General features: G+C 66.2%; 20 protein-coding genes and 1 tRNA gene. 13 read left to right on the forward strand and 8 right to left on the reverse strand.

Annotated elements, in window-relative coordinates; translation table 11 throughout:
* Positions 1-149: 149 nt before the first annotated feature.
* The gene (locus HAP48_RS16015) at positions 150-575 is read right to left on the reverse strand and encodes an organic hydroperoxide resistance protein (protein ID WP_166212781.1); all 426 of its coding nucleotides are present in this window, start codon (positions 573-575) and stop codon (positions 150-152) included.
* A gap of 182 nt (positions 576-757) precedes the next feature.
* On the opposite strand from HAP48_RS16015, the gene HAP48_RS16020 reads away from it, so the two are divergent.
* A complete protein-coding gene (locus HAP48_RS16020) occupies positions 758-1219 on the forward strand; it encodes a MarR family winged helix-turn-helix transcriptional regulator (protein WP_166212779.1) in 462 nt (153 codons plus the stop codon).
* 9 nt (positions 1220-1228) lie between these two features.
* Here HAP48_RS16020 and HAP48_RS16025 read toward each other — a convergent pair whose 3' ends face one another.
* From HAP48_RS16025 to HAP48_RS16035, 3 genes are all read right to left on the reverse strand, one after another.
* Entirely contained in the window at positions 1229-1468 is a 240-nt protein-coding gene (locus tag HAP48_RS16025; protein ID WP_166212777.1) for a GIY-YIG nuclease family protein, read from the reverse strand.
* 132 nt (positions 1469-1600) lie between these two features.
* Positions 1601-1676: transfer RNA gene (locus tag HAP48_RS16030), tRNA-Ala, on the reverse strand.
* Positions 1677-1771: 95 nt separating this feature from the next.
* Positions 1772-2179: a TIGR02300 family protein gene (locus tag HAP48_RS16035; RefSeq protein WP_029082481.1), complete on the reverse strand. Its 408-nt coding sequence runs from the start codon at positions 2177-2179 to the stop codon at positions 1772-1774.
* Between the two features lie 146 nt (positions 2180-2325).
* On the opposite strand from HAP48_RS16035, the gene aroA reads away from it, so the two are divergent.
* Both aroA and cmk read left to right on the forward strand, forming a co-directional pair.
* Complete coding sequence (aroA, locus tag HAP48_RS16040) at positions 2326-3663, forward strand: 3-phosphoshikimate 1-carboxyvinyltransferase (RefSeq protein WP_166212774.1); 1338 nt, start codon at positions 2326-2328, stop codon at positions 3661-3663.
* Positions 3660-4289, forward strand: a complete 630-nt coding sequence (cmk, locus tag HAP48_RS16045; protein ID WP_166212772.1) for a (d)CMP kinase — start codon at positions 3660-3662, stop codon at positions 4287-4289. The genes aroA and cmk overlap by 4 nt, the downstream gene beginning before the upstream one ends.
* A 97-nt stretch (positions 4290-4386) precedes the next feature.
* Here the strand turns inward: cmk and HAP48_RS16050 are convergent, their stop codons facing one another.
* Entirely contained in the window at positions 4387-4560 is a 174-nt protein-coding gene (locus tag HAP48_RS16050; protein ID WP_166212769.1) for a hypothetical protein, read from the reverse strand.
* 485 nt (positions 4561-5045) lie between these two features.
* Here HAP48_RS16050 and rpsA point away from each other — a divergent pair, with 485 nt between their 5' ends.
* The 10 genes from rpsA to HAP48_RS16100 all read left to right on the forward strand — a co-directional run bounded on the left by rpsA (position 5046) and on the right by HAP48_RS16100 (position 15110).
* Positions 5046-6755: a 30S ribosomal protein S1 gene (gene rpsA, locus HAP48_RS16055; protein WP_029082478.1), complete on the forward strand. Its 1710-nt coding sequence runs from the start codon at positions 5046-5048 to the stop codon at positions 6753-6755.
* A gap of 348 nt (positions 6756-7103) precedes the next feature.
* The gene (gene sppA, locus HAP48_RS16060) at positions 7104-8081 is read left to right on the forward strand and encodes a signal peptide peptidase SppA (RefSeq protein ID WP_166212767.1); all 978 of its coding nucleotides are present in this window, start codon (positions 7104-7106) and stop codon (positions 8079-8081) included.
* 174 nt (positions 8082-8255) lie between these two features.
* Positions 8256-8582, forward strand: coding sequence for an integration host factor subunit beta (locus tag HAP48_RS16065; RefSeq protein ID WP_029082476.1), 327 nt, complete (start codon positions 8256-8258; stop codon positions 8580-8582).
* 87 nt (positions 8583-8669) lie between these two features.
* Positions 8670-9056, forward strand: coding sequence for a LapA family protein (locus HAP48_RS16070; RefSeq protein WP_166212765.1), 387 nt, complete (start codon positions 8670-8672; stop codon positions 9054-9056).
* Between the two features lie 76 nt (positions 9057-9132).
* On the forward strand, positions 9133-9792 hold the full coding sequence (locus HAP48_RS16075) for a phosphoribosylanthranilate isomerase (protein WP_166212763.1): 660 nt from the start codon (positions 9133-9135) through the stop codon (positions 9790-9792).
* Positions 9789-11006, forward strand: a complete 1218-nt coding sequence (gene trpB, locus HAP48_RS16080; protein ID WP_166212761.1) for a tryptophan synthase subunit beta — start codon at positions 9789-9791, stop codon at positions 11004-11006. The genes HAP48_RS16075 and trpB overlap by 4 nt, the downstream gene beginning before the upstream one ends.
* Positions 11003-11839 (forward strand): tryptophan synthase subunit alpha, encoded by an 837-nt coding sequence (trpA, locus tag HAP48_RS16085; protein WP_166212759.1) that lies wholly within the window; start codon positions 11003-11005, stop codon positions 11837-11839. Before trpB ends, trpA begins: the two co-directional genes overlap by 4 nt.
* A 104-nt stretch (positions 11840-11943) precedes the next feature.
* A complete protein-coding gene (accD, locus tag HAP48_RS16090) occupies positions 11944-12885 on the forward strand; it encodes an acetyl-CoA carboxylase, carboxyltransferase subunit beta (RefSeq protein ID WP_166212757.1) in 942 nt (313 codons plus the stop codon).
* A gap of 95 nt (positions 12886-12980) precedes the next feature.
* Positions 12981-14225 (forward strand): bifunctional folylpolyglutamate synthase/dihydrofolate synthase, encoded by a 1245-nt coding sequence (locus tag HAP48_RS16095; protein WP_420869899.1) that lies wholly within the window; start codon positions 12981-12983, stop codon positions 14223-14225.
* Positions 14226-14369: 144 nt separating this feature from the next.
* Entirely contained in the window at positions 14370-15110 is a 741-nt protein-coding gene (locus tag HAP48_RS16100) for a metallophosphoesterase family protein (protein ID WP_166212753.1), read from the forward strand.
* A gap of 183 nt (positions 15111-15293) precedes the next feature.
* Here the strand turns inward: HAP48_RS16100 and trxA are convergent, their stop codons facing one another.
* The 3 genes from trxA to addB all read right to left on the reverse strand — a co-directional run bounded on the left by trxA (position 15294) and on the right by addB (position 22346).
* Complete coding sequence (gene trxA / locus HAP48_RS16105; protein WP_016847387.1) at positions 15294-15614, reverse strand: thioredoxin; 321 nt, start codon at positions 15612-15614, stop codon at positions 15294-15296.
* Between the two features lie 115 nt (positions 15615-15729).
* Positions 15730-19206, reverse strand: coding sequence for a double-strand break repair helicase AddA (addA, locus tag HAP48_RS16110; protein WP_166212751.1), 3477 nt, complete (start codon positions 19204-19206; stop codon positions 15730-15732).
* Complete coding sequence (addB, locus tag HAP48_RS16115; RefSeq protein WP_166212748.1) at positions 19200-22346, reverse strand: double-strand break repair protein AddB; 3147 nt, start codon at positions 22344-22346, stop codon at positions 19200-19202. The genes addA and addB overlap by 7 nt, the downstream gene beginning before the upstream one ends.
* Positions 22347-22374: the final 28 nt, after the last annotated feature.

Below are 22374 nucleotides of genomic sequence, written 5' to 3' on the forward strand. Positions count from 1 at the left end.
GCTCCCGTCCGCGCAGGCCCATGCAGTGGGCTGCGCCTGCGTTCGCCAAGCGAACTGGCATTCGAAATGCAATGCCCTCAAATGAAAAAGTCCGCTCAAATGCAATGGTCCGCCACGCTGATGTGGCGGACCATTGGGCGGAAGGCGAATTAGACGACGCTCAGCTTGACGTCGACATTGCCGCGGGTCGCGTTGGAATAGGGGCACACCTGGTGGGCCTTTTCGACCAGCGCTTCGGCCTCATCGCGGGGAAGGCCGGGCAGTGAGACGGCGAGCTCGACGGCGAGGCCGAAGCCGCCTGCCGAGCGCGGGCCGATACCGACCGTCGAGGTCACCGAGGCATCGGCGGGAACCTTCGGGCCGCCCTGGGAGGCGACGAACTTCATGGCACCGATGAAGCAGGCGGCATAGCCGGCCGCGAACAGCTGCTCCGGATTGTTGCCGGCGCCGCCGCCGCCACCGAGCTCCTTCGGGGTGGTGAGCTTGACGTCGAGCGCGCCGTCGAGCGTTGCCGCATGGCCGTCGCGGCCGCCGGTTGCCTTGGCGCTGGTCTTGTAGAGCACGTTCACAGACATGGTGGTCTCCCTTGGGTTTGGACTTCGGTGGACTTGAGTTCGTGTTCGACGCGGTCTATGTTGCACGCAATTAGATTGCGCGCAATATAAAATCTGCGGCCTCACATTTAATTGTTCGCAATTGAATCCCGGCTCCAGTGAGCCCAGAATGACCCGGAAACGAGATGGATTCGATGGGAATCATGGTCAGGAAACCTACGGCGGCGGATCAGGCGCTGCGGCTCGACAACCAGATCTGCTTTGCGGTCTATTCGACGGCGCACGCCTTCAACCGCGTCTACAAGCCGCTGCTCGACCGGCTCGGGCTGACCTATCCGCAGTATCTCGTGATGCTGGCGCTGTGGGAGCGTGACGACGTGCCGGTGAAGCACCTCGGCGAGCGCCTGTTCCTGGATTCCGGCACGCTGACGCCGCTGCTCAAACGGTTGGAGGCCGCCGAACTGATCAAGCGGACCCGCAGCACCGAGGACGAGCGCCAGGTCCTGATCGCGCTGACGCCGCAGGGCCACGCGCTGCGCGAAAAGGCCAAGGTCGTTCCGCAGTCGATCCTCGCAGCCTCGGACTGCACGGTCGGCGAGTTACTGGCGATGAAGGATGAGATCGTCGCGCTGCGCGACCGGCTGAATACAGTGCTGGGAGAGTAGGGGGAGCTGTCAGAGGCGCTTCTTGGTGAAGGCGCGGCCGCTGTGGGATTTAAGGTATTTCTCGAATGCCAGGGCTTTGTATTTGTCCGGGAATGCGCAGTACCAAACGAGTTGCCAGGGCCGGAACTTTGAGGTGTGCGCGGATTTGCCGGCATTGTGCTCGGGAATCCGTCGTTTCAGATCCTCGGTGGCGCCAACATATCCCTGATCAGGGAAGTTGATGCTGCGGATGATGTAGACGTACCACATTCGCACCCACTGAATCCGGACGGGAATAGAACCGTTGGCAGTCCGTCTTCGCCCTTCGGGCTACGCCGGACACCACGCTTCGCCCTTCAGGCAACTCGTGGCTGCGCCACGCGTAGCCCGAAGGGCGAAGCGTGGTGGAGCCAGGCGGGATCGAACCGCCGACCTCTTGCATGCCATGCAAGCGCTCTCCCAGCTGAGCTATGGCCCCTTATCCAGTTGGGATGACCCTGGGGGATCGATCCCGGCCCGCGCGGCCTAAGCGACTCGCGCGGCAGCACCGTTGATCATAGATCGGCGCCGATCTCAAGTCTCTTCATCACCGCCGACGTCACCAATGATATCGGTCACGTCCTCGTCGCCCTCTTCCTCATCGGCGATGAAGGTCGAATCATCGTCGTCATCGTCATCGATGGTCTCGTCGACCTCGATATCGTCCTCGGATTCGGGAACCACGGCCTTGACCTTGCCGGTGTTCTCCTCGGCATCGGCCTCCTCGAGCGAGACCAACTCCTCGGTCTCGGCCGCCTCGGGCATCTCGGCGGCGGTCGCAGGCGAACTGACGGTGGCGCCACGGCCCCGCGGCGGGGCCACGGGTGCGATCGGCACGACCTCGCCGGTGTAGGGCGAGATCACCGGATTCTTGTTGAGGTCGTAGAACTTCTTGCCCGTGGTCGGGCAAATACGCTTGGTTCCGAGCTCGGACTTGGCCAACGTGGTCATCCCAGAATTTTGCTGAAAAACGGTGCTTCACTTGGCTAGTTGAGCCGCCGCTGTCAATAGCGGTTTGCGCGCAAGTGACGGGCGCGTGACGCGGTGTTGCCTATGTGATACCTGCCGCGGCGCGAGAGGACACAATCTTGGCCCATTCTGACAGCCCAACCCCGCTGGAATCGCGCGCCTGCGGCCCCCTGGCCGGCAAAGTCCGCGTTCCCGGCGATAAATCGATCTCCCACCGTGCCCTGATCCTGGGGGCGCTTTCGGTGGGCGAAACCCGCATTTCCGGCCTGCTGGAGGGCGAGGACGTCCTCAATACCGCCAAATCCATGCGCGCGCTGGGTGCCAAGGTGGAGCGCACGGCCCCGTTTACCTGGTCGGTCGCAGGCGTAGGCGTCGGCGGCTTCGCCCAGCCCTCAGCCCCGCTCGATTTTGGCAATTCCGGCACCGGTTGCCGCCTGGTGATGGGCGCGGTGGCCGGCTGTCCGATCGCGGCCATCTTCGACGGCGACGCCTCGCTGCGCACACGGCCGATGCGCCGCATCCTCGACCCTCTGGAACTGATGGGCGCCCGGACCAGCGACATCAGGGAGGGCGGCCGGCTGCCGCTCACCCTGCATGGCGCCCGCTACCCGGTGCCGATCGTCTACAAGACGCCGGTCGCCTCGGCCCAGATCAAGTCCGCGGTGCTGCTGGCGGGGCTGTCCGCGCCCGGCATCACCACTGTGATCGAGCAGGAGGCAAGCCGCGACCATACCGAGCTGATGCTGAAGCATTTCGGTGCCGAGATCTCCTCGGAGAAGGAAGGCAGCCACGGCCGCAGGATCACGCTGAACGGCGAGCCCGAGCTGCACGGCGCCGGCGTCGTGGTGCCCGCCGATCCGTCTTCGGCGTCGTTCCCGATCGTTGCGGCGCTGATCGTCCAGGGATCCGACGTGGTGTTCTCCGACGTGATGACCAATCCGCTGCGCACCGGGCTGTTCACCACGCTGCGCGAGATGGGCGCCTCGATCGAGGAGAGTGATGTGCGCGGCGATGCCGGCGAGCCGATGGCGCAATTGCGCGTGCGCGCCTCGAAGCTGAAGGGCGTCGAGGTGCCGCCGGAGCGCGCGCCGTCGATGATCGACGAATATCTGGTGCTGGCGGTTGCGGCCGCCTTCGCCGAGGGCACCACGATCATGCGCGGGCTGCAGGAGCTGCGCGTCAAGGAATCCGACCGGCTTGAAGCCACCGCCGACATGCTGCGGGTCAATGGGGTCAAGGTCGAAGTGTCTGGCGACGACCTGATCGTCGAGGGCCGCGGCCATGTGCCGGGCGGCGGCCTGGTCGCGACCCATATGGACCACCGCATCGCGATGTCGGCGCTGGTGATGGGCTGCGCGTCCGATCGGCCGGTCAAGATCGACGACACCGGCTTCATCGCCACCAGTTTTCCGGATTTCATTCCGATGATGCGCGCGCTCGGAGCTGATTTCGCATGATCATCGCCATCGACGGACCCGCGGCCTCGGGCAAGGGCACGCTCGGCAAGCGGCTCGCCCACCACTACGGCTATCGCCATCTCGACACCGGCGTGATCTACCGCGCGGTGGCCTATGCCATGATCGAAGCCGGCGCCGATCTTAGCGACAAGGTGCTGGCGGTGGCCGCGGCACTCGAGCTCGATCCCGAAAAATTCGGCAATCCGATCCTCAAGACCCAGAGGGTCGGCGATGCCGCCTCGGTGGTGTCGGCGATTCCCGAGGTGCGCGAGGTGCTGGTGAACTTCCAGCGCCAATTCGCCGCCGATCCGCCCGGGGCGGTGCTGGATGGGCGCGACATCGGCACCGTGATCTGTCCGAATGCCGACGTGAAGATCTTCGTGGTCGCCGATCCCCGGGTGCGGGCGCGGCGGCGCACGCTGGAGGCGCGTGCCCGCGGCGAGGACGCCGACGAGGAAGCGGTGCTCGCCGACATTCTAAAGCGCGACGATCGGGACAAGAACCGGGCGATTGCGCCACTGCGGCCTGCGGCGGACGCCCACACGCTGGATAATTCCAACCTCGATATCGAGGCCGGCGTCCGCGCCGCCATCGCGATTGTCGAGGCGGCACGCGCCAGGCGCTGATCCAGCGAGGTTCGGACAAGAAAAAGCGCGATGAAGAGGTCATCACGCTCCGGGTCCGGCGAGGACCACTTGGATCAGTTTTGGATCAGTTCTTGGTTTAGTTCTTGGACCAGTAGCGGTCGAACGGCAGTTCCTGCTCGGCCATGGTCAGAAGCGGCTGCACCGCCCGGGCCGAAGCAACGTGCCCGGCCGGTGCGGCGCCCGGCAGCGCGGCGACGGCATTTCCAATTGTCAGGACGGCGAACACGGCCAGCACCCCAAAGTTTTTCATCGGTAGTCCCCCTGTTTTTAACGGTGCCATCGTAGTGGGGTGCTGCTTAAGGGCGGGTTCCAGGGCGCCGCTCCTGCGCCGCATTTCGCGCGACGCGGTCAACAAGGCGTTGAGGCGCAGCCGCGGGCGCGATCAGCCTTAAGCGCCCGTAAATCGGGCATTTCCAGCTTGCCCAAAATGACCTCCGGGGCTATATCAGCGCCGTTCGGAGCGCCATCGACCATGTCGAGGCCGTGTCTGAGCGGGCCGGCGCCGGGTTTTAGCCCTCGCCGCATCTGGAGGAACGCCCGCTCCCAGGTCTTGAAGTCGATATTTTCGTTTCAGGCTCCGGACAATTCAAACGTACCGAACGTGCAGTCATGCTGCCGGCCCGCTGTTGCGCCTCCTGCAACAAGCGGTCGTCAGGGTTTGCGGAACCCTGACACTTCACGCGCGGTGCGCCCATCAACCCGAACGGCCGGCAAGAATCCCGCGCTGGAGAACAAATGGCTTCGAATACTGTGTCTTCCTATACCCCGACCCGCGACGATTTCGCCGCGATGCTCGATGAGTCCTTTGCCGGCGGCAATTTGCAGGAAAGCTCGGTCATCAAGGGCAAGGTGGTTGCAATTGAGAAGGACATGGCCGTCATCGACGTCGGCCTGAAGACCGAAGGCCGCGTCGCGCTGCGCGAATTCGCCGGCCCCGGCCGTGAAAGCGATCTGAAGGTCGGTGACGAAGTCGAGGTGTTCCTCGACCGCATCGAGAATGCGCTCGGCGAAGCCGTGCTGTCGCGCGACAAGGCGCGCCGCGAGGAGAGCTGGGGCAAGCTCGAGAAGGCGTTCCAGAACAACGAAAAGGTCAACGGCGTCATCTTCAACCAGGTCAAGGGCGGCTTCACGGTCGACCTCGACGGTGCGGTGGCGTTCCTGCCGCGCTCGCAGGTCGACATTCGTCCGATCCGCGACGTTGCGCCGCTGATGAACAACTCGCAGCCGTTCCAGATCCTCAAGATGGACCGCCGCCGCGGCAACATCGTGGTGTCGCGCCGCACGGTTCTCGAAGAGACCCGCGCCGAGCAGCGCCAGGAGCTGGTGCAGAACCTCGAAGAAGGTCAGGTGATCGACGGCGTGGTCAAGAACATCACCGATTACGGTGCGTTCGTTGATCTCGGCGGCATCGACGGCCTGCTGCACGTCACCGATATCGCCTGGCGCCGCGTCAACCACCCGACCGAGGTGCTGACCATCGGCCAGACGGTGAAGGTCAAGATCATCAAGATCAACCACGAGACGCACCGCATCTCGCTCGGCATGAAGCAGCTGCTGGACGATCCGTGGCAGGGCATCGAAGCCAAGTACCCGCTGGGTGCCCGCTTCACCGGCCGCGTCACCAACATCACCGACTACGGCGCGTTCGTCGAGCTCGAGCCGGGCATCGAAGGCCTGATCCACGTCTCCGAGATGTCGTGGACCAAGAAGAACATGCACCCCGGCAAGATCGTTTCGACCTCGCAGGAAGTCGAAGTGCAGGTGCTGGAAGTGGATTCGGTCAAGCGCCGTATCTCGCTCGGTCTCAAGCAGACCATGCGCAATCCCTGGGAAGTCTTCGTCGAGAAGTTCCCGGTCGGCTCGACTGTCGAAGGCGAGGTCAAGAACAAGACCGAGTTCGGTCTGTTCCTCGGTCTCGACGGCGATGTCGACGGCATGGTCCATCTCTCCGACCTCGACTGGAAGCTTCCGGGCGAGCAGGTCATCGACAACTTCAAGAAGGGCGACATGGTCAAGGCCGTGGTGCTCGATGTCGATGTCGAGAAGGAGCGGATCTCGCTCGGCGTCAAGCAGCTCGAAGGCGACCCCTTCGCGGAGCCGGGCGACGTCAAGAAGGGCGCGGTCGTGACCTGCGAAGTGCTCGAAGTGAAGGAAAGCGGCATCGAGGTCCGGATCTCGGGCACCGAGTTCACCACCTTCATCAAGCGGTCCGAACTGGCCCGCGATCGCAACGACCAGCGCGCCGAACGCTTTGCCGTCGGCGAGAAGGTCGATGCCCGCGTCATCCAGTTCGACAAGAAGGCCCGCAAGGTGCAGGTCTCGATCAAGGCGCTGGAAGTCGCCGAAGAGAAGGAAGCCATCGCGCAGTACGGCTCCTCCGATTCGGGTGCGACGCTCGGCGACATCCTCGGCACCGCGCTGAAGAACCGCGGCACCGACAAGTAAGCATTCGTTCGGTCTAGACGAACGATTGGGGCCCCGGCGAAAGCCGGGGCCTTTTTTGTTGACCCGTAGCCCGCATGGAGCGGAGCGAAATTGTCTTCTCCTTCCCCCTGAAAGGGGCTGAAAGGGGGAGGCCGGGATGGGGGTCAGCCGCGACTGACGCTGTATGTGGAGGGAGCAGATCCCCACCCGCTTTGCTCTCGCGAGCAAAGCGACCTCCCCTTTTCAAGGGGAGGTTGGGGCCTTGTTTTCTTCATATTGCGTCGCAATTGATGTATTTGGCTAAGCTGATAGTGACGCTGCGACTGCAAAACGCGCGGATTGCGCGCTGACTATTTCTGGAGAGATCGGATGTCGCTGGATTCAGACGTGATCGTCGACCGCCGCCGTATCAGGCGCAAGCTGACGTTCTGGCGCGTCGCCGCTGCGGTCATTGCGATCGCGGCCATCGTAGGCGTTGGCGTGATCGCCGCCGGCGGGCGCGGCACCTTTACGACCTCGAACGCGATCGCGCGCGTCAGTATCGACGGACTGATCCGCAGCGACCAGGAGCGCGTCGAGGCGCTGGAGCGGCTCGGCAAGTCGAGCTATGCGGCTGTTGTCGTGCACATCAATTCGCCTGGCGGTACCACCGCGGGCTCCGAGCAGCTTTACGACTCGCTGGTGCAGTTGAAGGCGAAGAAGCCGCTTGTCGTCGTGGTCGAGGGATTGGCGGCCTCGGGCGGCTACATCACGGCGATCGCCTCCGATCATATCGTCGCTCAGCAGACCTCGCTGGTCGGCTCGATCGGCGTGCTGTTCCAGTTTCCGAACGTGTCGGAATTGCTCAAGACCGTCGGCGTGAAGATGGAGGAGATCAAATCCTCGCCGCTGAAGGCGGCGCCCAACGGCTTCGAGCCGACCAGCCCGGAGGCCCGCGCCGCGATCGACGGTCTGGTCAAGGACTCCTATGCATGGTTCCGTGGATTGGTGAAGGAACGGCGCGGCATGGATGACGCCCTGCTGGAGAAGGTCGCTGACGGCCGCGTCTTCACCGGCCGGCAGGCGGTCGACCTCAAGCTGATCGATCAGCTCGGGGACGAGAAGACCGCGATCGCCTGGCTGGTTGCGGAGAAGAAGGTCAAAAGCGACCTGCCGGTGCGCAATTACAAGCTTAATCCGCGATTCAGCGACCTGACCTTCCTGCGCACGGCGGCGTCCGTGACACTCGATGCGTTCGGCCTCGGCGGCATCGCGCGGCGGATCGAGCAGGGCGGCGTGGCCCAGGCGGTCGATCGATTCGGGCTCGATGGCATGCTGGCACTGTGGAGCCCGATGGGAACCGACTAGCCAGCTGTCAAACGCGTACTCATCAGGGTATTCCCGCTCCGCGGGAATCGCCGCATGCCCTAATTGGGCTATTTGTCACGTGATTTCCCGACGCTCTAAATCGATTTAGCGTCTTGACAGTGCACGGCATTTTCACGGAAATGGGTTTCCGCAAGAGCCCGGATCCCATTTTCGATGATCAAATCCGAACTTGTTCAGCGTATCGCCGAGCACAACCCGCACCTCTACCAGCGGGACGTCGAGAACATTGTGAATGCGATTCTCGACGAAATCGTCGCGGCGCTGGCGCGTGGCGACCGCGTCGAGCTGCGCGGTTTTGGCGCATTCTCGGTGAAGCATCGGCCGGCGCGCGCCGGCCGCAATCCGCGAACCGGCGAGCATGTGCCGGTCGATCAGAAGAGCGTGCCGTTCTTCAAGACCGGCAAGGAAATGCGCGAGCGCCTCAATCGCGACGCCGACGCGGAAGCCTCCAAGGTCGACGCGCCCAAAGCCGACGCCTAACAAGGCCGACGCCTAACGCGCGGCGTCACGCGTTGCCGTGTTGCGGGTGATCTGCCCGCACTGCCTCCATCGCTGCGAGAGATGGTCATGCGAAAGTTCTTCACGGCAGTGGTCGTCATTCCGCTCGGACTGATCTTCATCATCTTTGCGGTCGCCAACCGTCACTGGGTGACGGTGTCGTTCGATCCCTTCAACTCTGTGACGCCTGTGGTTGCGGTCACACTGCCGCTGTTCGTCGTGATCATCGTCTCCGCGATCCTCGGCGTGCTCGCGGGCGGCATCGCGACCTGGTTCAGGCAGGGGCGCTGGCGCCGCGCCGCCCGGCAGCACGAGGCCGACGCCCGCCACGTCCGCACCGAACTCGCCGACCTCAGGGCCGCTGCCTCTCGGGACGAGGCGCAGCGCCGCCCGGCGCCGGCCCAGCTTGGTTTTTACGGGCCCAATGGGCGAGACAAGCAGGGCGCGACGTTGTAGAACCCGCCCCGTCGGACCGGGGTGCACCCCGGTTCCGGCCGCCCGAAAACCCGTTTTGAAGCCCCGTTTCGAGACCATGCCCCTGCTCGTCAAAATCTGCGGCCTGTCCACGCGCGAGACGCTCGACGTCGCGCTTGAGGGCGGCGCCGACATGGTGGGGTTCGTGTTCTTTCCGCCGTCGCCGCGCCATATCGGCCTCGAAACCGCGCGTGAGCTCGGCAAGCAGGCCAAGGGCCGCGCCGTGAAGGTCGCGCTGACTGTCGACGCCGACGACGCGACCATCGAGAACATCATCGAGACGCTGCGGCCGGATATCCTGCAACTGCACGGCAAGGAGACCACGGCGCGGCTGCGTGATCTCAAGCAGAAATTCGGCCTGCCGCTGATGAAGGCGCTGCCGGTCGAGACCGCAGCCGACCTCGCCCCGCTGCCGGGCTATGCCAGCGTCGCCGACCGCATCCTGTTCGATGCCCGCGCGCCAAAGGATGCCACGCGGCCGGGCGGCCTCGGCGCGCCCTTTGATTGGCACGTGCTGGAAAATCTCGATCTCGCGCTGCCCTACATGGTCTCCGGCGGGCTCAATGCCGAGAACGTCACTGAAGCCGTCCGCGTCACCTGCGCCGGCGGGGTCGACGTCTCGTCCGGCGTCGAGCGCGCGCCCGGCGTCAAGGATCCCGAATTGATCCGCGCCTTCATCCGCGCCGCCCGCGCAACCCAAGAACTGATGGTTCGATGAATCCTAACCTGCCCAATTCCTTCCGCAGCGGTCCCGACGAGCGCGGGCATTTCGGCATTTTCGGCGGACGCTTCGTCGCGGAAACGCTGATGCCGCTGATCCTCGATCTCGAAAAGGCCTATGCCGACGCCAAGGCCGATCCGGCGTTCCAGGCCGAGATGAACGTCTATCTGAAGGACTATGTCGGCCGGCCGTCGCCGCTGTATTTCGCCGAACGGCTCACCGAGCATCTCGGCGGCGCGAAGATCTATCTGAAGCGCGAGGAGCTCAATCACACCGGCTCGCACAAGGTCAACAACGTGCTCGGCCAGATCATGGTCGCGCGCCGCATGGGCAAGAAGCGCATCATCGCCGAGACCGGCGCCGGCCAGCACGGCGTGGCGACGGCGACGCTGTGCGCGCGTTTCGGGCTCGAATGCGTGGTCTATATGGGCGCGGTCGACGTCGAGCGGCAGCAGCCGAACGTGATCCGCATGGAGATGCTGGGCGCCACGGTGGTCCCGGTGCAGTCGGGCGCGCGCACGCTGAAGGACGCGATGAACGACGCGCTGCGCGACTGGGTCACCAACGTGCACAACACCTTCTATTGCATCGGCACCGTGGCGGGTCCGCACCCCTATCCGATGATGGTGCGCGACTTCCAGTCGATCATCGGCCACGAGACGCGCAAGCAGATGCAGGAGGCCGAGGGCCGCCTGCCGGACTCGCTGGTCGCCTGCATCGGCGGCGGCTCCAATGCGATGGGTCTGTTCCATCCGTTCCTCGACGATCCCTCGGTCGAGATCTTCGGCGTCGAGGCGGCCGGTCATGGGCTGACGCAGCTGCATGCGGCTTCGCTCGCCGGCGGCCGCCCCGGCGTGCTGCACGGCAACCGCACCTATCTCCTGATGGACGCCGACGGCCAGATCGAGGAAGCGCATTCGATCTCGGCGGGCCTCGACTATCCCGGCATCGGCCCCGAGCATGCCTGGCTGCACGAGACCGGCCGCGTGAAATATCTGTCGGCCACCGACGAGGAGGCGCTGGCCGCATTCCAGCTGCTGTCGCGGCTCGAGGGCATCATCCCCGCGCTGGAATCCGCGCACGCCATCGCGAAACTGTCCGAACTCGCGCCGCAGCGGCCGAAGGATCACCTGATGGTGGTCAACCTCTCGGGCCGTGGCGACAAGGACGTGCCGCAGGTCGGCGACATCTTGAAGGGCAGGAAGAAGTGACCACCCGTATCGACGCACGTTTCGCCGAGCTGAAGCAGCAGGGCCGCTCCGCTTTCGTCACCTTCGTGATGGCCGGCGATCCCGACGCAAAGACCTCGCTCGACATCCTCAAGGCGCTGCCGAAGGCCGGCGCCGACGTCATCGAGATCGGCATGCCCTTCACCGATCCGATGGCCGACGGCCCGTCGATCCAGGCCGCCGGCCTGCGCGCGCTCAAGGGTGGCATGACGCTGCGCAAGACGTTGGCGATGGTCCGCGACTTCCGCAAGGACGACAATGCCACGCCGATCGTGCTGATGGGCTACTACAATCCGATCTACATCTACGGCGTCGACAGCTTCCTGGCCGATGCCAAGGAAGCCGGCGTCGACGGCCTGATCATCGTCGACCTGCCGCCGGAGGAAGACACCGAGCTCTGCATCCCCGCGATGAAGGCCGGGCTGAACTTCATCCGGCTGGCGACGCCGACCACCGACGACAAGCGCTTGCCGGCGGTGCTCGCCAACACCTCGGGCTTTGTCTACTACGTCTCGATCACCGGCATCACCGGCGCTGCGACTGCCGATTCGAACGCGGTTTCGGAAGCCGTCGCCCGCATCAAGCGTCACACCAGGCTGCCGGTCTGCGTCGGCTTCGGCATCCGCACCCCGGACACGGCGCGCGCCATCGCCGAAAACGCCAACGGCGCCGTGGTCGGCACCGCGATCGTCGACGTGGTGCGGGGTAGCCTCGATGCCGAGGGCCGCGCGACGCCGAAGACCGTGCCCGCGGTGGCCGATTTGGTGTCGACGCTGGCGCAGGGGGTCCGGGGCGCCAAACAGGCCGCTGAATAAGCCACATTTGGCGGCAACAAGGCCGCCGACGGCGGCTTGCCGGGTTCGCCCGGCCCGCCATATATCCAGCTGGTGCGGGACCGACCCGCATTTCGGAGCGAACCATGAATTGGCTCACCAACGTCGTCCGGCCGAAGATCCGCAACATCCTGCGCCGCGAGACGCCGGAAAACCTCTGGATCAAGTGTCCGGATTCCGGGCAGCTCGTGTTCTACAAGGACGTCGAGGCCAACCAGTTTGTAATCCCCGGCTCCAACTACCACATGCGCATGGGCGCGGTGGCGCGGCTGAAGTCGGTCTTCGACAACGAGACCTGGTTCGACGTCGCGCTGCCCGAGGTGACGGCGGATCCGCTGAAATTCCGCGACGAGCGCAAATATGTCGACCGAATCAAGGACGCCCGCACCAAGACCGGTCTGAACGACGCGATCAAGGTCGGCTACGGCAAGCTCGAAGGCGCCGGTGTCGTGGTCGCAGTGCAGGATTTCGATTTCATGGGCGGCTCGCTCGGCATGGCCGCCGGTGAGGCGATAGTGCGCGGGCTCGAGCTCGCGGTCGAGAAGAAGTCGCCCTTCATCGTGTTCGCAGCATCCGGCGGCGCGCGGATGCAGGAAGGCATCCTGTCGCTGATGCAGATGCCGCGCACCACGGTCGGCGTGCAGATGCTGCGCGAGGCGAAGCAGCCCTACATCGTGGTGCTGACCAATCCGACCACCGGCGGCGTCACCGCATCCTATGCGATGCTCGGCGACATCCAGATCGCCGAACCGGGCGCGCTGATCGGCTTTGCCGGCGCGCGCGTCATCGAGCAGACCATCCGCGAGAAGCTGCCGGAAGGCTTTCAGCGCGCCGAATATCTGCGCGAGCACGGCATGGTCGACATGGTCGTGCACCGCCACGACATCAAGGCCACGCTGGCGCGGCTGTGCCGCCTGCTGACCAAGTCGCCGGCACTTGAAACCGCCTCCAAGCCCACCGTCGCCGTCACCGAGCCGGCCCAGATCGTCACGGCGCCGGAGACGGTGCCGGCCGCGCCGCACGCGTGACCGCAAGCGCCGCCCCATCGCAACCCTCGTTCGAGGCGTTGATCGCGCGGATATCAGCGCTGCATCCGAAGCGCATCGATCTCAGCCTCGATCGCATGCGCGGCCTGATGGAGCGGCTCGACCATCCCGAGCGCAAGCTGCCGCCGGTGATCCATGTCGCCGGCACCAACGGCAAGGGCTCGACCATCGCCTATCTGCGCGCGATCCTGGAGGCATCTGGCCTGCGCGTGCACGTCTTCACCTCGCCTTACCTGGTGCGGCTCAACGAATGCTACCGGCTCGGTGCCGTCGGCGGCGCCAAGCTGGTCGGCGACGATGAGCTGCGCGCCACGTTCGAGGATTGCGAGCGCATCAACGCCGGCAATCCCGTCACCATCTTCGAGATGGAAACCGCGGTGGCGTTCTGCCTGTTCGCCAAGCATCCGGCCGACGTCGCGTTGCTCGAGGTCGGCCTCGGCGGCCGGCTGGATTCGACCAATGTGGTCGAGACGCCGCTCGCCGCGGTGATCGCGCCGGTCAGCATGGATCACATGGAATTCCTCGGCGACACGCTGAGTTTGATCGCCGGCGAGAAGGCCGCGATCATCAAGCGCAACGTGCCGGTGATCTCTGCCGAGCAGGCGCCGGAAGCGATGGCCGTGATCGAGGCGCAGGCGAGCCGCATGCGCGCGCCGCTGCATGCGGCCGGCCAGCAATGGCATGTCGGCGTCGAGCGCGGCCGGCTGGTCTATCAGGACGAGCGCGGCTTGATGGATCTCGCCGCGCCAAAGCTGTTCGGCCGGCACCAGTTCGACAATGCCGGCCTAGCGATCGCGACGCTGCGCGCGATCGACACGTTCAAGCTCAACATCGCCGCCTATGAGGCCGGCATCGTCAATGCGGAATGGCCGGCGCGGATGCAGCGGCTGGCCTCCGGCACGCTCGTCTGCCAGGGGCCGCAGGGCTCCGAGGTCTGGCTCGATGGCGGACACAATGCCGAGGGCGGCCGCGTTGCGGCCGCAGCGCTCGGCGATCTCGAGGAGCGGGTGTCGCGGCCGCTCGTCGTGATCGCCGGCATGATGGCCAACAAGGATGCCAATGCCTTCCTCGCCAATTTCGCCGGGCTGACGCGCCACATCATCGCGGTCCCGGTACCCGGCCGCGACAACGGCATGGCGCCGGATAAACTCGCGGACGCCGCACGTGCGCTCGGCATGCGCGTCGAGATCGCTGGTGGCGTCGACGCCGCGCTGCAACGGCTCGCCACGCTCGCCTATGAGGTGCCGCCACGCATCCTGATCACCGGTTCGCTCTATCTGGCCGGCCCGGTGCTTGCTGCCAACGGCACGCCTCCTGCATAATCAATCTCGTGTCCCGGACGCGGAGCGGCGCGCAGCGATGCTCCGCTGAGCCGGGACCCATCTCGACGCAATGGGCCCCGGCTCAGCAGCGCACCACCGCGTGTTGCGCCGCGTCCGGGGCACGCAAGGGGAACGACTGACATCATGCGTTTTGCTGCGATCGCCGACATCCACGGCAACCACCTCGCGCTGGAAGCCGTGCTGTCGGACATTCGCGCCCAGGGAATCTCCGACATCGTCGATCTCGGCGACATGGTCAGCGGGCCGCTCGACGCCCGGCCGACAATCGATGTGCTGATGGCGCTCGATGCCGTCCATCTGCTCGGCAATCACGACCGCTATCTGATCGACCGTCCGCATGAGAAAATGGGCTCATGGGAGCGGCTGACCTATACCCAGCTCGAGCCTCCGCACCTCGACTGGCTGCGCACGCTGCCGGCGAATGCGGTCTATCGCGACGAGGTTTTCCTCTGTCACGCAACGCCTCAAGATGACGAGACCTACTGGCTCGACACGGTGCTGCCGGGCGGCGAAGTTTTGATGTCCGCGCTTGAGACGATCGAGGCGAGGGCCGCCGGCGTGAGGCAATCGCTGATCCTCTGCGCGCACACCCATATCGCCCGCGCGGTGCGGTTGCGCGACGGCCGGCTGATCATCAATCCCGGCAGCGTCGGTTCGCCCGGCTATCGCGCCGGCAAGCCGCATCCGCATGTGGTCGAGGCCGGCTCGCCCGATGCGCGGTACGCGATCCTTGAACGGGTTGATGGCGGCTGGGACGTGACGTTCCGCCATGTGCCCTACGATCACGCGGCGATGGCAGCGCTGGCGCGGCAGCACGGCCAGGCCGAGCTCGCCTCGGCGCTGGCGACGGGGTGGATCAGATGACCGCGGGCAACCTTCGTCACACGCGGGCTTGACCCGCGTGTCCATCGATCTTCGCAAGAACGCCTTTTCGGAAGCAGATTGATGGCCGGGTCAAGCCCGGCCATGACGAGCAGGATCAATCTCAAAAAACAAAACGGCCGGCTTGGCGCCGGCCATTCCGCAAATCAGTCAATTCGAAACGGATCAGACCGCGGCGGTGATCCACTGCTGCAGCTTGGCCTTCGGAGCCGCGCCGACCTGACGGGACGCCATCTCGCCGCCCTTGAAGATCATCAGGGTCGGGATCGACATCACGCCGTACTTCGACGCGGTCTTCGGGCTCTCGTCGACGTTGAGCTTCACGATCTTGACCTTGTCGCCCATCGCGCCGGAGATTTCATCGAGAGCGGGCGCAATCATGCGGCAAGGGCCGCACCACTCGGCCCAGAAGTCGACGACCACCGGCCCGGTCGCCTTGAGCACTTCGGCTTCGAAATCGGCGTCAGAAACCTTGCCAACGGCCATGTGAGTACCTCGTTCGGTTGAGACAAAGGGCGCGGTTGAGAATCGCGCCCGGGAGCATGGGGCAAACCTATGAACGCCCCCTTGCCGGGTCAAGCTCGGTCACATTGACATGATCTTATGCCAGCCCGGCGTCCAGCGCGGGGGCCGAAATCTCCATGATTTCAGGTGTTTCGGTCCAAAGCAGCGCTGCCCTTATGGGCAGCTGGGGATAAAGCCTGGCGAGCACCGCGCGGTAGAGCGCGAGCTGCCGGACATAGCCCCGCGGGGCCTCGGCGGCGGTCTTCGGCGGGGTGTGGTTGGTCTTGAAATCGACGATCAGGACGTCATTTGGCGTCACCACCAGCCGGTCGATCTGGCCCGAGACCAGCGCTTTCGGCTGGCCCGGCCGCTCCAGCCGCCCGACGATCGAGACCTCCGCACGGCTGCCTGGCGCGAACACGGCGGCAAAGCGCGGATCGGCGATCAGGCCGAGCACCTGCTCGGCGAGCGCGGCCTGCTCCGCCTCGCTCCAGCCATCGGCATTGCGCGCGAGATAGCCGAGCGCGGCCGTGCGCCGCCGCTCGCTGACGACATCGGGCAGCGACTGCAGCAGGCGATGCACCAGCGTGCCGCGCTGCAGGGCGCGGGCGCGCAGCAGCACCGATTCGCCGGTTCGAATCGGATGGCTGTCGTCATCAGCCGGATCGGACGGGCGCAGCACGCCCGCGGCGGAAGCTTCAGGTGCGGCCGCAGCCCGCAGCCACGACGGCAGCGCGACCGGCGCCGCGGCCGTTGCCGCAGCAGCACCGGTGAGATCGGCGACGTCGTCGGGCCGCGAATAGCGCATCACCTTGCCGGCCGGCGTCTCGATTTCCTCGAGCTTGAGCCCGGCGTTGGCGAGCCCCTTGGTGATCAGATCGTACCAGGAGGATTTCCGCACCGTGTTCATGTTGCCGGGCATGCAGCCGCCGACGATCAGCCGGTCGGCCGCACGCGTCATCGCGACATAGAGCAGGCGGCGATACTCGTCCTCGGTGTCGCCGAGCATCGCCTTGCGCGCATCGGCGACGTTGGGGGGATCCTCGGCCTTCTTGCCGGCCCACACCACGACGCCGGGCGCATGCGGTGCGGCGTTGCCCTGCGGCAGATGGATCAGCCGCAGCCGCTGCGTGTCCGACGGCGAGGTCGTGGTGTCGACCAGGAACACCACCGACGCTTCGAGGCCCTTGGCGCCGTGCACGGTCATGACGCGGACCTCGTCGCGCGAAATCTCCATGTCGCGCTTCACTTCGGTGTCGGCGGCGCGCAGCCAGGCGATGAAGCCCTGCAGCGAGGCCGGCGCCTTGCGCTCATAGCCCAGCGCAAGCTCGAGGAATTCATCGAGCGCGTCGTTGGCCTCGTGGCCGAGCCGGCGCAGGATGCGCGCCCGCCCGCCATCGCCGCCGAGCAGCCCGGCGTAGAACGCGAACGGCGTCTCCTGGGTGAAGCGGCGTTCGCATTGTTCGAGGCGGCACAGCGCGGCCGAGAATCGTTCATCGGCCGACGCCTGTGCCGCCAGTGCCTCGCGCAGCGAGCCGCGGCGCTGATACGCCAGCTTGAACAGGTCGTCGTCATCGAGGCCGAACAGCGGGCTCTTCAACGCCACTGCGAGCGCGAGATCGTCCTGCGGCAGCAGCAGCGCATCGGCGAGGTTCATCAGGTCGATGATCGCGATGTGCTCGGTCAGCTTCAGCCGGTCCGCGCCCGCGACCGGAATGTTGGCGTGCTTGAGCGCCTGGATCACCGCGTCGAAGGCGTTGCCGCGCCGCCGCACCAGGATCAGCATGTCGCCATAACGCAGTGCCCGCCGCCCGCCTTCGCTGCCGGTCATGGTGCCGCTCGTGACCAGGCGCTTGATCTCGGCCTGGATGCGCCGCGCAAGCTTCACTTCGGGGCTCGTCACCGAGACGCCGTCGAACGGCGCGCGCCAGCCCTCGATGTCCTGGCGGTCGTCAGCCACCGCGAGATCCCAGAGCTCGATCAGGCTTGGACCGGCATCGGCCATCGCATTGTGGATCGGATAGCCGTTCTCGACCGCGTGAATGCTGCGAAAGATCTCCTGCTCGCGAAACACATGGTCGACCGAATGCAGGATCACCGGCCCGGAGCGGAACGAATAGGTGAACGACACCGGATCGAATTTCAGCCCGGCTTCCTCGAACCGCCGCTTCAGCTCGCGCCGGCGCAGATCGAACTCGCGGGGCGCAGCGCCCTGGAACGAGAAGATCGACTGCTTCTCGTCGCCGACCGCGAACACGGTGCGCACGAGGCCGTCGCGCGCGCCGGCGCCGGAGGTGAATTCCGAGATGATGTGGGCGACGATGTCCCATTGCCGGGGGCTCGTGTCCTGCGCCTCGTCGATCAGCACGTGATCGACGCCGCGGTCGAGCTTGTAATGCACCCAGCCCGAGGAGACGCGGTCGAGCATCGCCAGCGTCTTGTCGATCAGATCGTCATAGTCGAGCAGGCCGCGTTCCAGCTTCTCGCGCCGGTAGTGCGCGGCGGCCGCGGTCGCGATGTGGATCAGCGCCTCGGTACGGTCGCGCGCAACCACGGCGCGGCGGTGCTCGATCAGGGGACCGAGGCGGTCGACCTCCGCCTCGAAGCGGTGGCCCGCGACAGCATTCTTCTTGATGAAGTTGTTGGTGATGACGGACGCGCGAGGCGCGCGGTCATCGGTCAGGAACACACCGAGATACTCGTCGACCTGGGCTGCACCGGTGAAATTCAGCGCGCTCCGCAGCCTCTCGGCCTGCTTCTGATCCGCCTTGCTGCTGGTGTCGAGGAGCGTCGCCATTTCCCGCCAGCTCGACCGCGGCAGGTTGGGGCCGTCGACGATCGCGCGCTCGACATCCTCGATGCGATCGTCAGGGGAAACGCCGAGCGCCGCCGACATCTGCGCGGCGGCGGCCGCGGCGTTGCCGGCGGCATCGGTCCAGGCCATGAAGTGGTCGCGGCTGAGGCAGGCCTCGCGGACCACGTCCTTGAAGGTGACGTCGGCCGCACTGGCCATCGCCGTCATCAGCGCGCGACCGATCGGGCTGTCGGGATTGCGCGAGGCCTCGAGGAACACCGCCAGATTGGCGCGTTCCATCATCTCGTTCTGGTCGCGGTCGTCGAGCACGGCAAAGCGCGCCGGCACGTTGGCCTCGAACGGAAATTGCTGCAGCAGGCGGGTGCACAGCGCGTGGATGGTCTGCACCTTCAACCCGCCCGGCGTCTCCAGCGCGCAGGCGAACAGCTTGCGCGCCTCGCGCCGCAGCGTGTCGGATGGATGCGCGATGCCGGCCTCGCGGATCGCGGTGTCGAGCGCGGCGTCGTCGAGCGTGACCCAATGGCCCAGCGTCGTGAACACGCGCTCGGCCATGTTGGCCGCGGCAGCCTTGGTGAAGGTGATGCAGAGGATCTTTTCCGGCGGCACGCCTGACAGCAGCAGGCGGATGACGCGCTGGACCAGCACATGCGTCTTGCCGGAGCCGGCATTGGCCGACACGAAGGTCGACGCCTTCGGATCGGACGCGCGCGCCTGCGCATCGCGCACCGCGGGCGGAATGGGACGGGGTGCCTTCACCATTCCTCGATCCCCAGTCCGCCGGCCGCGGACCATTCCTTGATGCGCGCGAGGTCGTCATAGGCGCCGTAGCGGTTCGCCCACATCGAGAGATTCAGCGAGGTGTAGGCCTGCTGCTCGTCGTCGAACGCGCGGATCAGGGCTTCCAGCTTGCGTCGCGCGCTGTCGGCGGCTTCATCGGGCGGTTGGGGCGTGTCGCTGGGCTTGATCTTCAGCTCCAGCGAACGCTGCTCGCCCGGCGGGTTGTTGCCGCTCAGCCTGACATAGACGAGGTCGCCGACCGAGGAATCGGCCGGAATCTCGGCAAAGCCGCCCTCGCGCAGAATTGCGGCTTCCAGCGTAAGCTGCGGCGACAGGCCCATGCGGACCTGCTTGCCGGTCGGCGGCTGGCCGGTCTTGTAGTCGAGGATCGCAAAGCTGCCGTCGTCGCGCCGCTCGATGCGGTCGGCGCGCGCGGAGAGCACGAACGTCCTGGAATCGTCGAGGGGAATGCCGATCTCGCCGCGGATCTCGGCCTTGATAGCGTCGATACCACCGCGCCGGGCCTGCTCCCATTCGGCGAACCACGCCGCGATGCGCTGGAACCGCGGCCACCACAGCGCGCGCGCCTCGGGCCGCTCCATCAGCGGCGCAAAATACTTACCGCCGATCTCGCGCAGCGTGCGCATGGTGTCGGCGGGCAGCGCGTCGGCATGGACCTGCGTGAACTCGCCGAGCGCCTCGTGGATCGCCGAGCCGCGATCGGCCGCCGACAGGGGCATGTCGACGGGGTCGAGCGGATCGAGCCGCAGGATATAGCGCGCATAGATCGTGTAGGGATCGCGCAGCCAGTCCTCGATCGCGGTAACAGACATTTTCAGCGGCCGCGCCTCGCGCGGTGGCCGCGGCTCCGGTTGCGGGATCGGCTCGACCTTGTCGGGGCGGTCCAGCTCGGCGGCATATTGCACGTAGGTTTCGCCGGCCGAAGTCGCCGCCTTCCAGCGCGCTTCGCCTGCAACAGCTTCCAGCCGATGCAGGAAGCGCGAAGCGACCGCCGGCGCACCGCCGACCTTGGCGGCATGGGTGAGGATCACCTCGTCATGGCCGAGCAACTGGGCAAAGTCGTGCGCGGAGAGGCCGATGCGCCGCTCGGGGAGATCGAGCCCGAGCTCATGCCGCATCGGCCGGCTCAGCCAGGGATCGATCCGCGGCGCCGGCGGCCAGACGCCCTCGACCAGGCCGCCGAGGATGACGCGATCCGACTCGGTGAGACGCGCCTCGAGCTGGCCGTAGATATTGAGCTGCGCCCGCGCAGATTCCGGCCGCCGCACCATGCGGTCGGCAAACGCGGTCTGGAACACCTCGGGATAATCGGCGAGCGGCGTCATCAGCCCGCTCGGCTGCTGCTTGGCCAGCAGTTCGTCGAACGCGGACGCCAGCGCCGCGCCGGCACGCTCCTCGAATGCGACAGCAACACCGTTCTGATCGGCCGACAGCGCGATCAGCGCCTCGCGATGACGCGCTGCCAGCTCGGCGAAATCATAGGGCTTTGACGACGCCATGCCTTCGAGCGGCGCCAGCGCCGCCTGAAGTTTCTCGATCAAGGCCTGTGCCTGATCGAGGTCGCGGTCCCGCAACCGGGCGCGTTGCTCCTGTCGATGCAGCGAGGAAGTTTCGCCGCTGTTGAGTTTCACCAGCTCGGCGCGGAAGCGCGCGAAGTCGCGTGCAAGACCACCGGTTCCCGCTTGCGGCCGCGTGCCGCGCAACAGCGCGATCTCCAGCACCTCGATCGCACGTTTCAGCGCGCCATGCGCGCCGCCGAGCCGGAACAACGGATGCTTGAGCAGCGCGAGCAGCGTCGGCGGCTCCAGCCCCTTCGCCGCCGCCTCGGCGGTGAGGCGGGCGAACACGCCGGCCGGCGTTTCCATCAACGCATCGCCGCCGGAATCGTCGAATTCGAGCTTCCAGCGCGTCAGCGAAGCCATTACGCGGCGTGCCAGCGCGCGGTCCGGCGTCACCAGCGCGGCCGATTTGCCGAGATGCCGCGCCTCGCGCATCGCGACCGCGATCGCCAGCGCCTCCATCTCCGGATTGGGCGCCTCGACCACGGTGAGATTGGTCATCCCGGCGGAAATCCGCGCCACGACCTCGGGCCGCTCCAGCCGGTCGTGCCATTGCGCGGTCGCAGTCGACGGGCGCATCGTCTCCGACACCAGCACTTCGCGGCCGAGCGGTGCCGGCTCAGCAAGGCTCTCGACATCGCGGCGCTTGATGCCGAAGCGGTCGAGCAGCGCGTGCATCGCGAATTGCGGGTGGTTCGACGAGGGCGGCGTGGTGAACCGGCCTTCGTCGTTGCGTTCGCCGCCGATCGTGTCCCAGGACTCCTCGTCGAGGTCGGTGTCGAGCCCGGGCAGCACCACGGCGCCGTTCGGAAGCTTGGCCACCGCGTGCAGGAATTTCGCTGTCGCCGGCATCGAGCCGGTCGAACCGGCCGCGATCACCGGGCCGGCGTGATGCGCGGTGAGCCGAGCAGCCTCTGCCTCGATCAGCAGATCGCGGCGTGCCGCCGGCTCGATCCGGCCGATCTCCCTGAGGTAATTCGGCCAGGCGTCGCGCGCGATGCGCAGGAAGTCTAGCGAATGCTGCCAGTATTTGTCGAGCTGGTCCGGCACCAGCCGGTCGAGCGCGCGCCAGTCGACGCCGCGCGTCACCATGTCGTCCATCAGCCGCGCCAGGTCACCGGCGAGCTGCAGCGTCGAGGCCGGTCCGCCGACCACCAGCGGCGCCGAAACCGGCGTCTTGGCCCAGGCCGCGACCAGATGCGCGAGCGTCAACCGGCGCTCGAGCTCGCCGAGCCTTGGCGGGATCTCCAGCGGCGCGGCGCCTCCGACGTCGTCGCCTTGATCGGCGAAGGCGAGCTCGTCCTCATCGATCTCGCCGAGCGCGACGATGCGCGGCAGCACCGCGGCGTCGGAATCGAGCACATCGAGGAAGATTTCGCGCGCCAGCCGTCCGGCGCGGCGGGTCGGCAGATAGAGCGTGGCGTTGGCGAGCTTTGCCGGATCGCTGCGCGCGTCAAATCCCGCGACCAACCGTCCCTCGACCAGCGCCGAGATGACGGTGCGCAGAAACGGCGCAGAAACGGGAACGCTGAAAACGCGCATGGGCTGCCTGATTCGGATCAGGCGCCAA

It is taken from the genome of Bradyrhizobium septentrionale (assembly GCF_011516645.4).
Lineage (GTDB): Bacteria > Pseudomonadota > Alphaproteobacteria > Rhizobiales > Xanthobacteraceae > Bradyrhizobium > Bradyrhizobium septentrionale.

What these genes read in the sequence shown, in the direction of transcription:
- HAP48_RS16070 (WP_166212765.1), top strand. Translation starts at nt 8,670, where the DNA reads ATGCGAAAGTTCTTCACGGCAGTGGTCGTCATTCCGCTCGGACTGATC.
- accD (WP_166212757.1), top strand. Translation starts at nt 11,944, where the DNA reads ATGAATTGGCTCACCAACGTCGTCCGGCCGAAGATCCGCAACATCCTG.
- HAP48_RS16065 (WP_029082476.1), top strand. Translation starts at nt 8,256, where the DNA reads ATGATCAAATCCGAACTTGTTCAGCGTATCGCCGAGCACAACCCGCAC.
- sppA (WP_166212767.1), top strand. Translation starts at nt 7,104, where the DNA reads ATGTCGCTGGATTCAGACGTGATCGTCGACCGCCGCCGTATCAGGCGC.
- addB (WP_166212748.1), bottom strand. Translation starts at nt 22,346, where the DNA reads ATGCGCGTTTTCAGCGTTCCCGTTTCTGCGCCGTTTCTGCGCACCGTC.
- rpsA (WP_029082478.1), top strand. Translation starts at nt 5,046, where the DNA reads ATGGCTTCGAATACTGTGTCTTCCTATACCCCGACCCGCGACGATTTC.
- trxA (WP_016847387.1), bottom strand. Translation starts at nt 15,614, where the DNA reads ATGGCCGTTGGCAAGGTTTCTGACGCCGATTTCGAAGCCGAAGTGCTC.
- HAP48_RS16075 (WP_166212763.1), top strand. Translation starts at nt 9,133, where the DNA reads ATGCCCCTGCTCGTCAAAATCTGCGGCCTGTCCACGCGCGAGACGCTC.
- HAP48_RS16020 (WP_166212779.1), top strand. Translation starts at nt 758, where the DNA reads ATGGTCAGGAAACCTACGGCGGCGGATCAGGCGCTGCGGCTCGACAAC.
- HAP48_RS16095 (WP_420869899.1), top strand. Translation starts at nt 12,981, where the DNA reads ATGCGCGGCCTGATGGAGCGGCTCGACCATCCCGAGCGCAAGCTGCCG.
- addA (WP_166212751.1), bottom strand. Translation starts at nt 19,206, where the DNA reads ATGGTGAAGGCACCCCGTCCCATTCCGCCCGCGGTGCGCGATGCGCAG.
- HAP48_RS16100 (WP_166212753.1), top strand. Translation starts at nt 14,370, where the DNA reads ATGCGTTTTGCTGCGATCGCCGACATCCACGGCAACCACCTCGCGCTG.
- HAP48_RS16015 (WP_166212781.1), bottom strand. Translation starts at nt 575, where the DNA reads ATGTCTGTGAACGTGCTCTACAAGACCAGCGCCAAGGCAACCGGCGGC.
- HAP48_RS16025 (WP_166212777.1), bottom strand. Translation starts at nt 1,468, where the DNA reads ATGTGGTACGTCTACATCATCCGCAGCATCAACTTCCCTGATCAGGGA.
- HAP48_RS16050 (WP_166212769.1), bottom strand. Translation starts at nt 4,560, where the DNA reads ATGAAAAACTTTGGGGTGCTGGCCGTGTTCGCCGTCCTGACAATTGGA.
- trpB (WP_166212761.1), top strand. Translation starts at nt 9,789, where the DNA reads ATGAATCCTAACCTGCCCAATTCCTTCCGCAGCGGTCCCGACGAGCGC.
- cmk (WP_166212772.1), top strand. Translation starts at nt 3,660, where the DNA reads ATGATCATCGCCATCGACGGACCCGCGGCCTCGGGCAAGGGCACGCTC.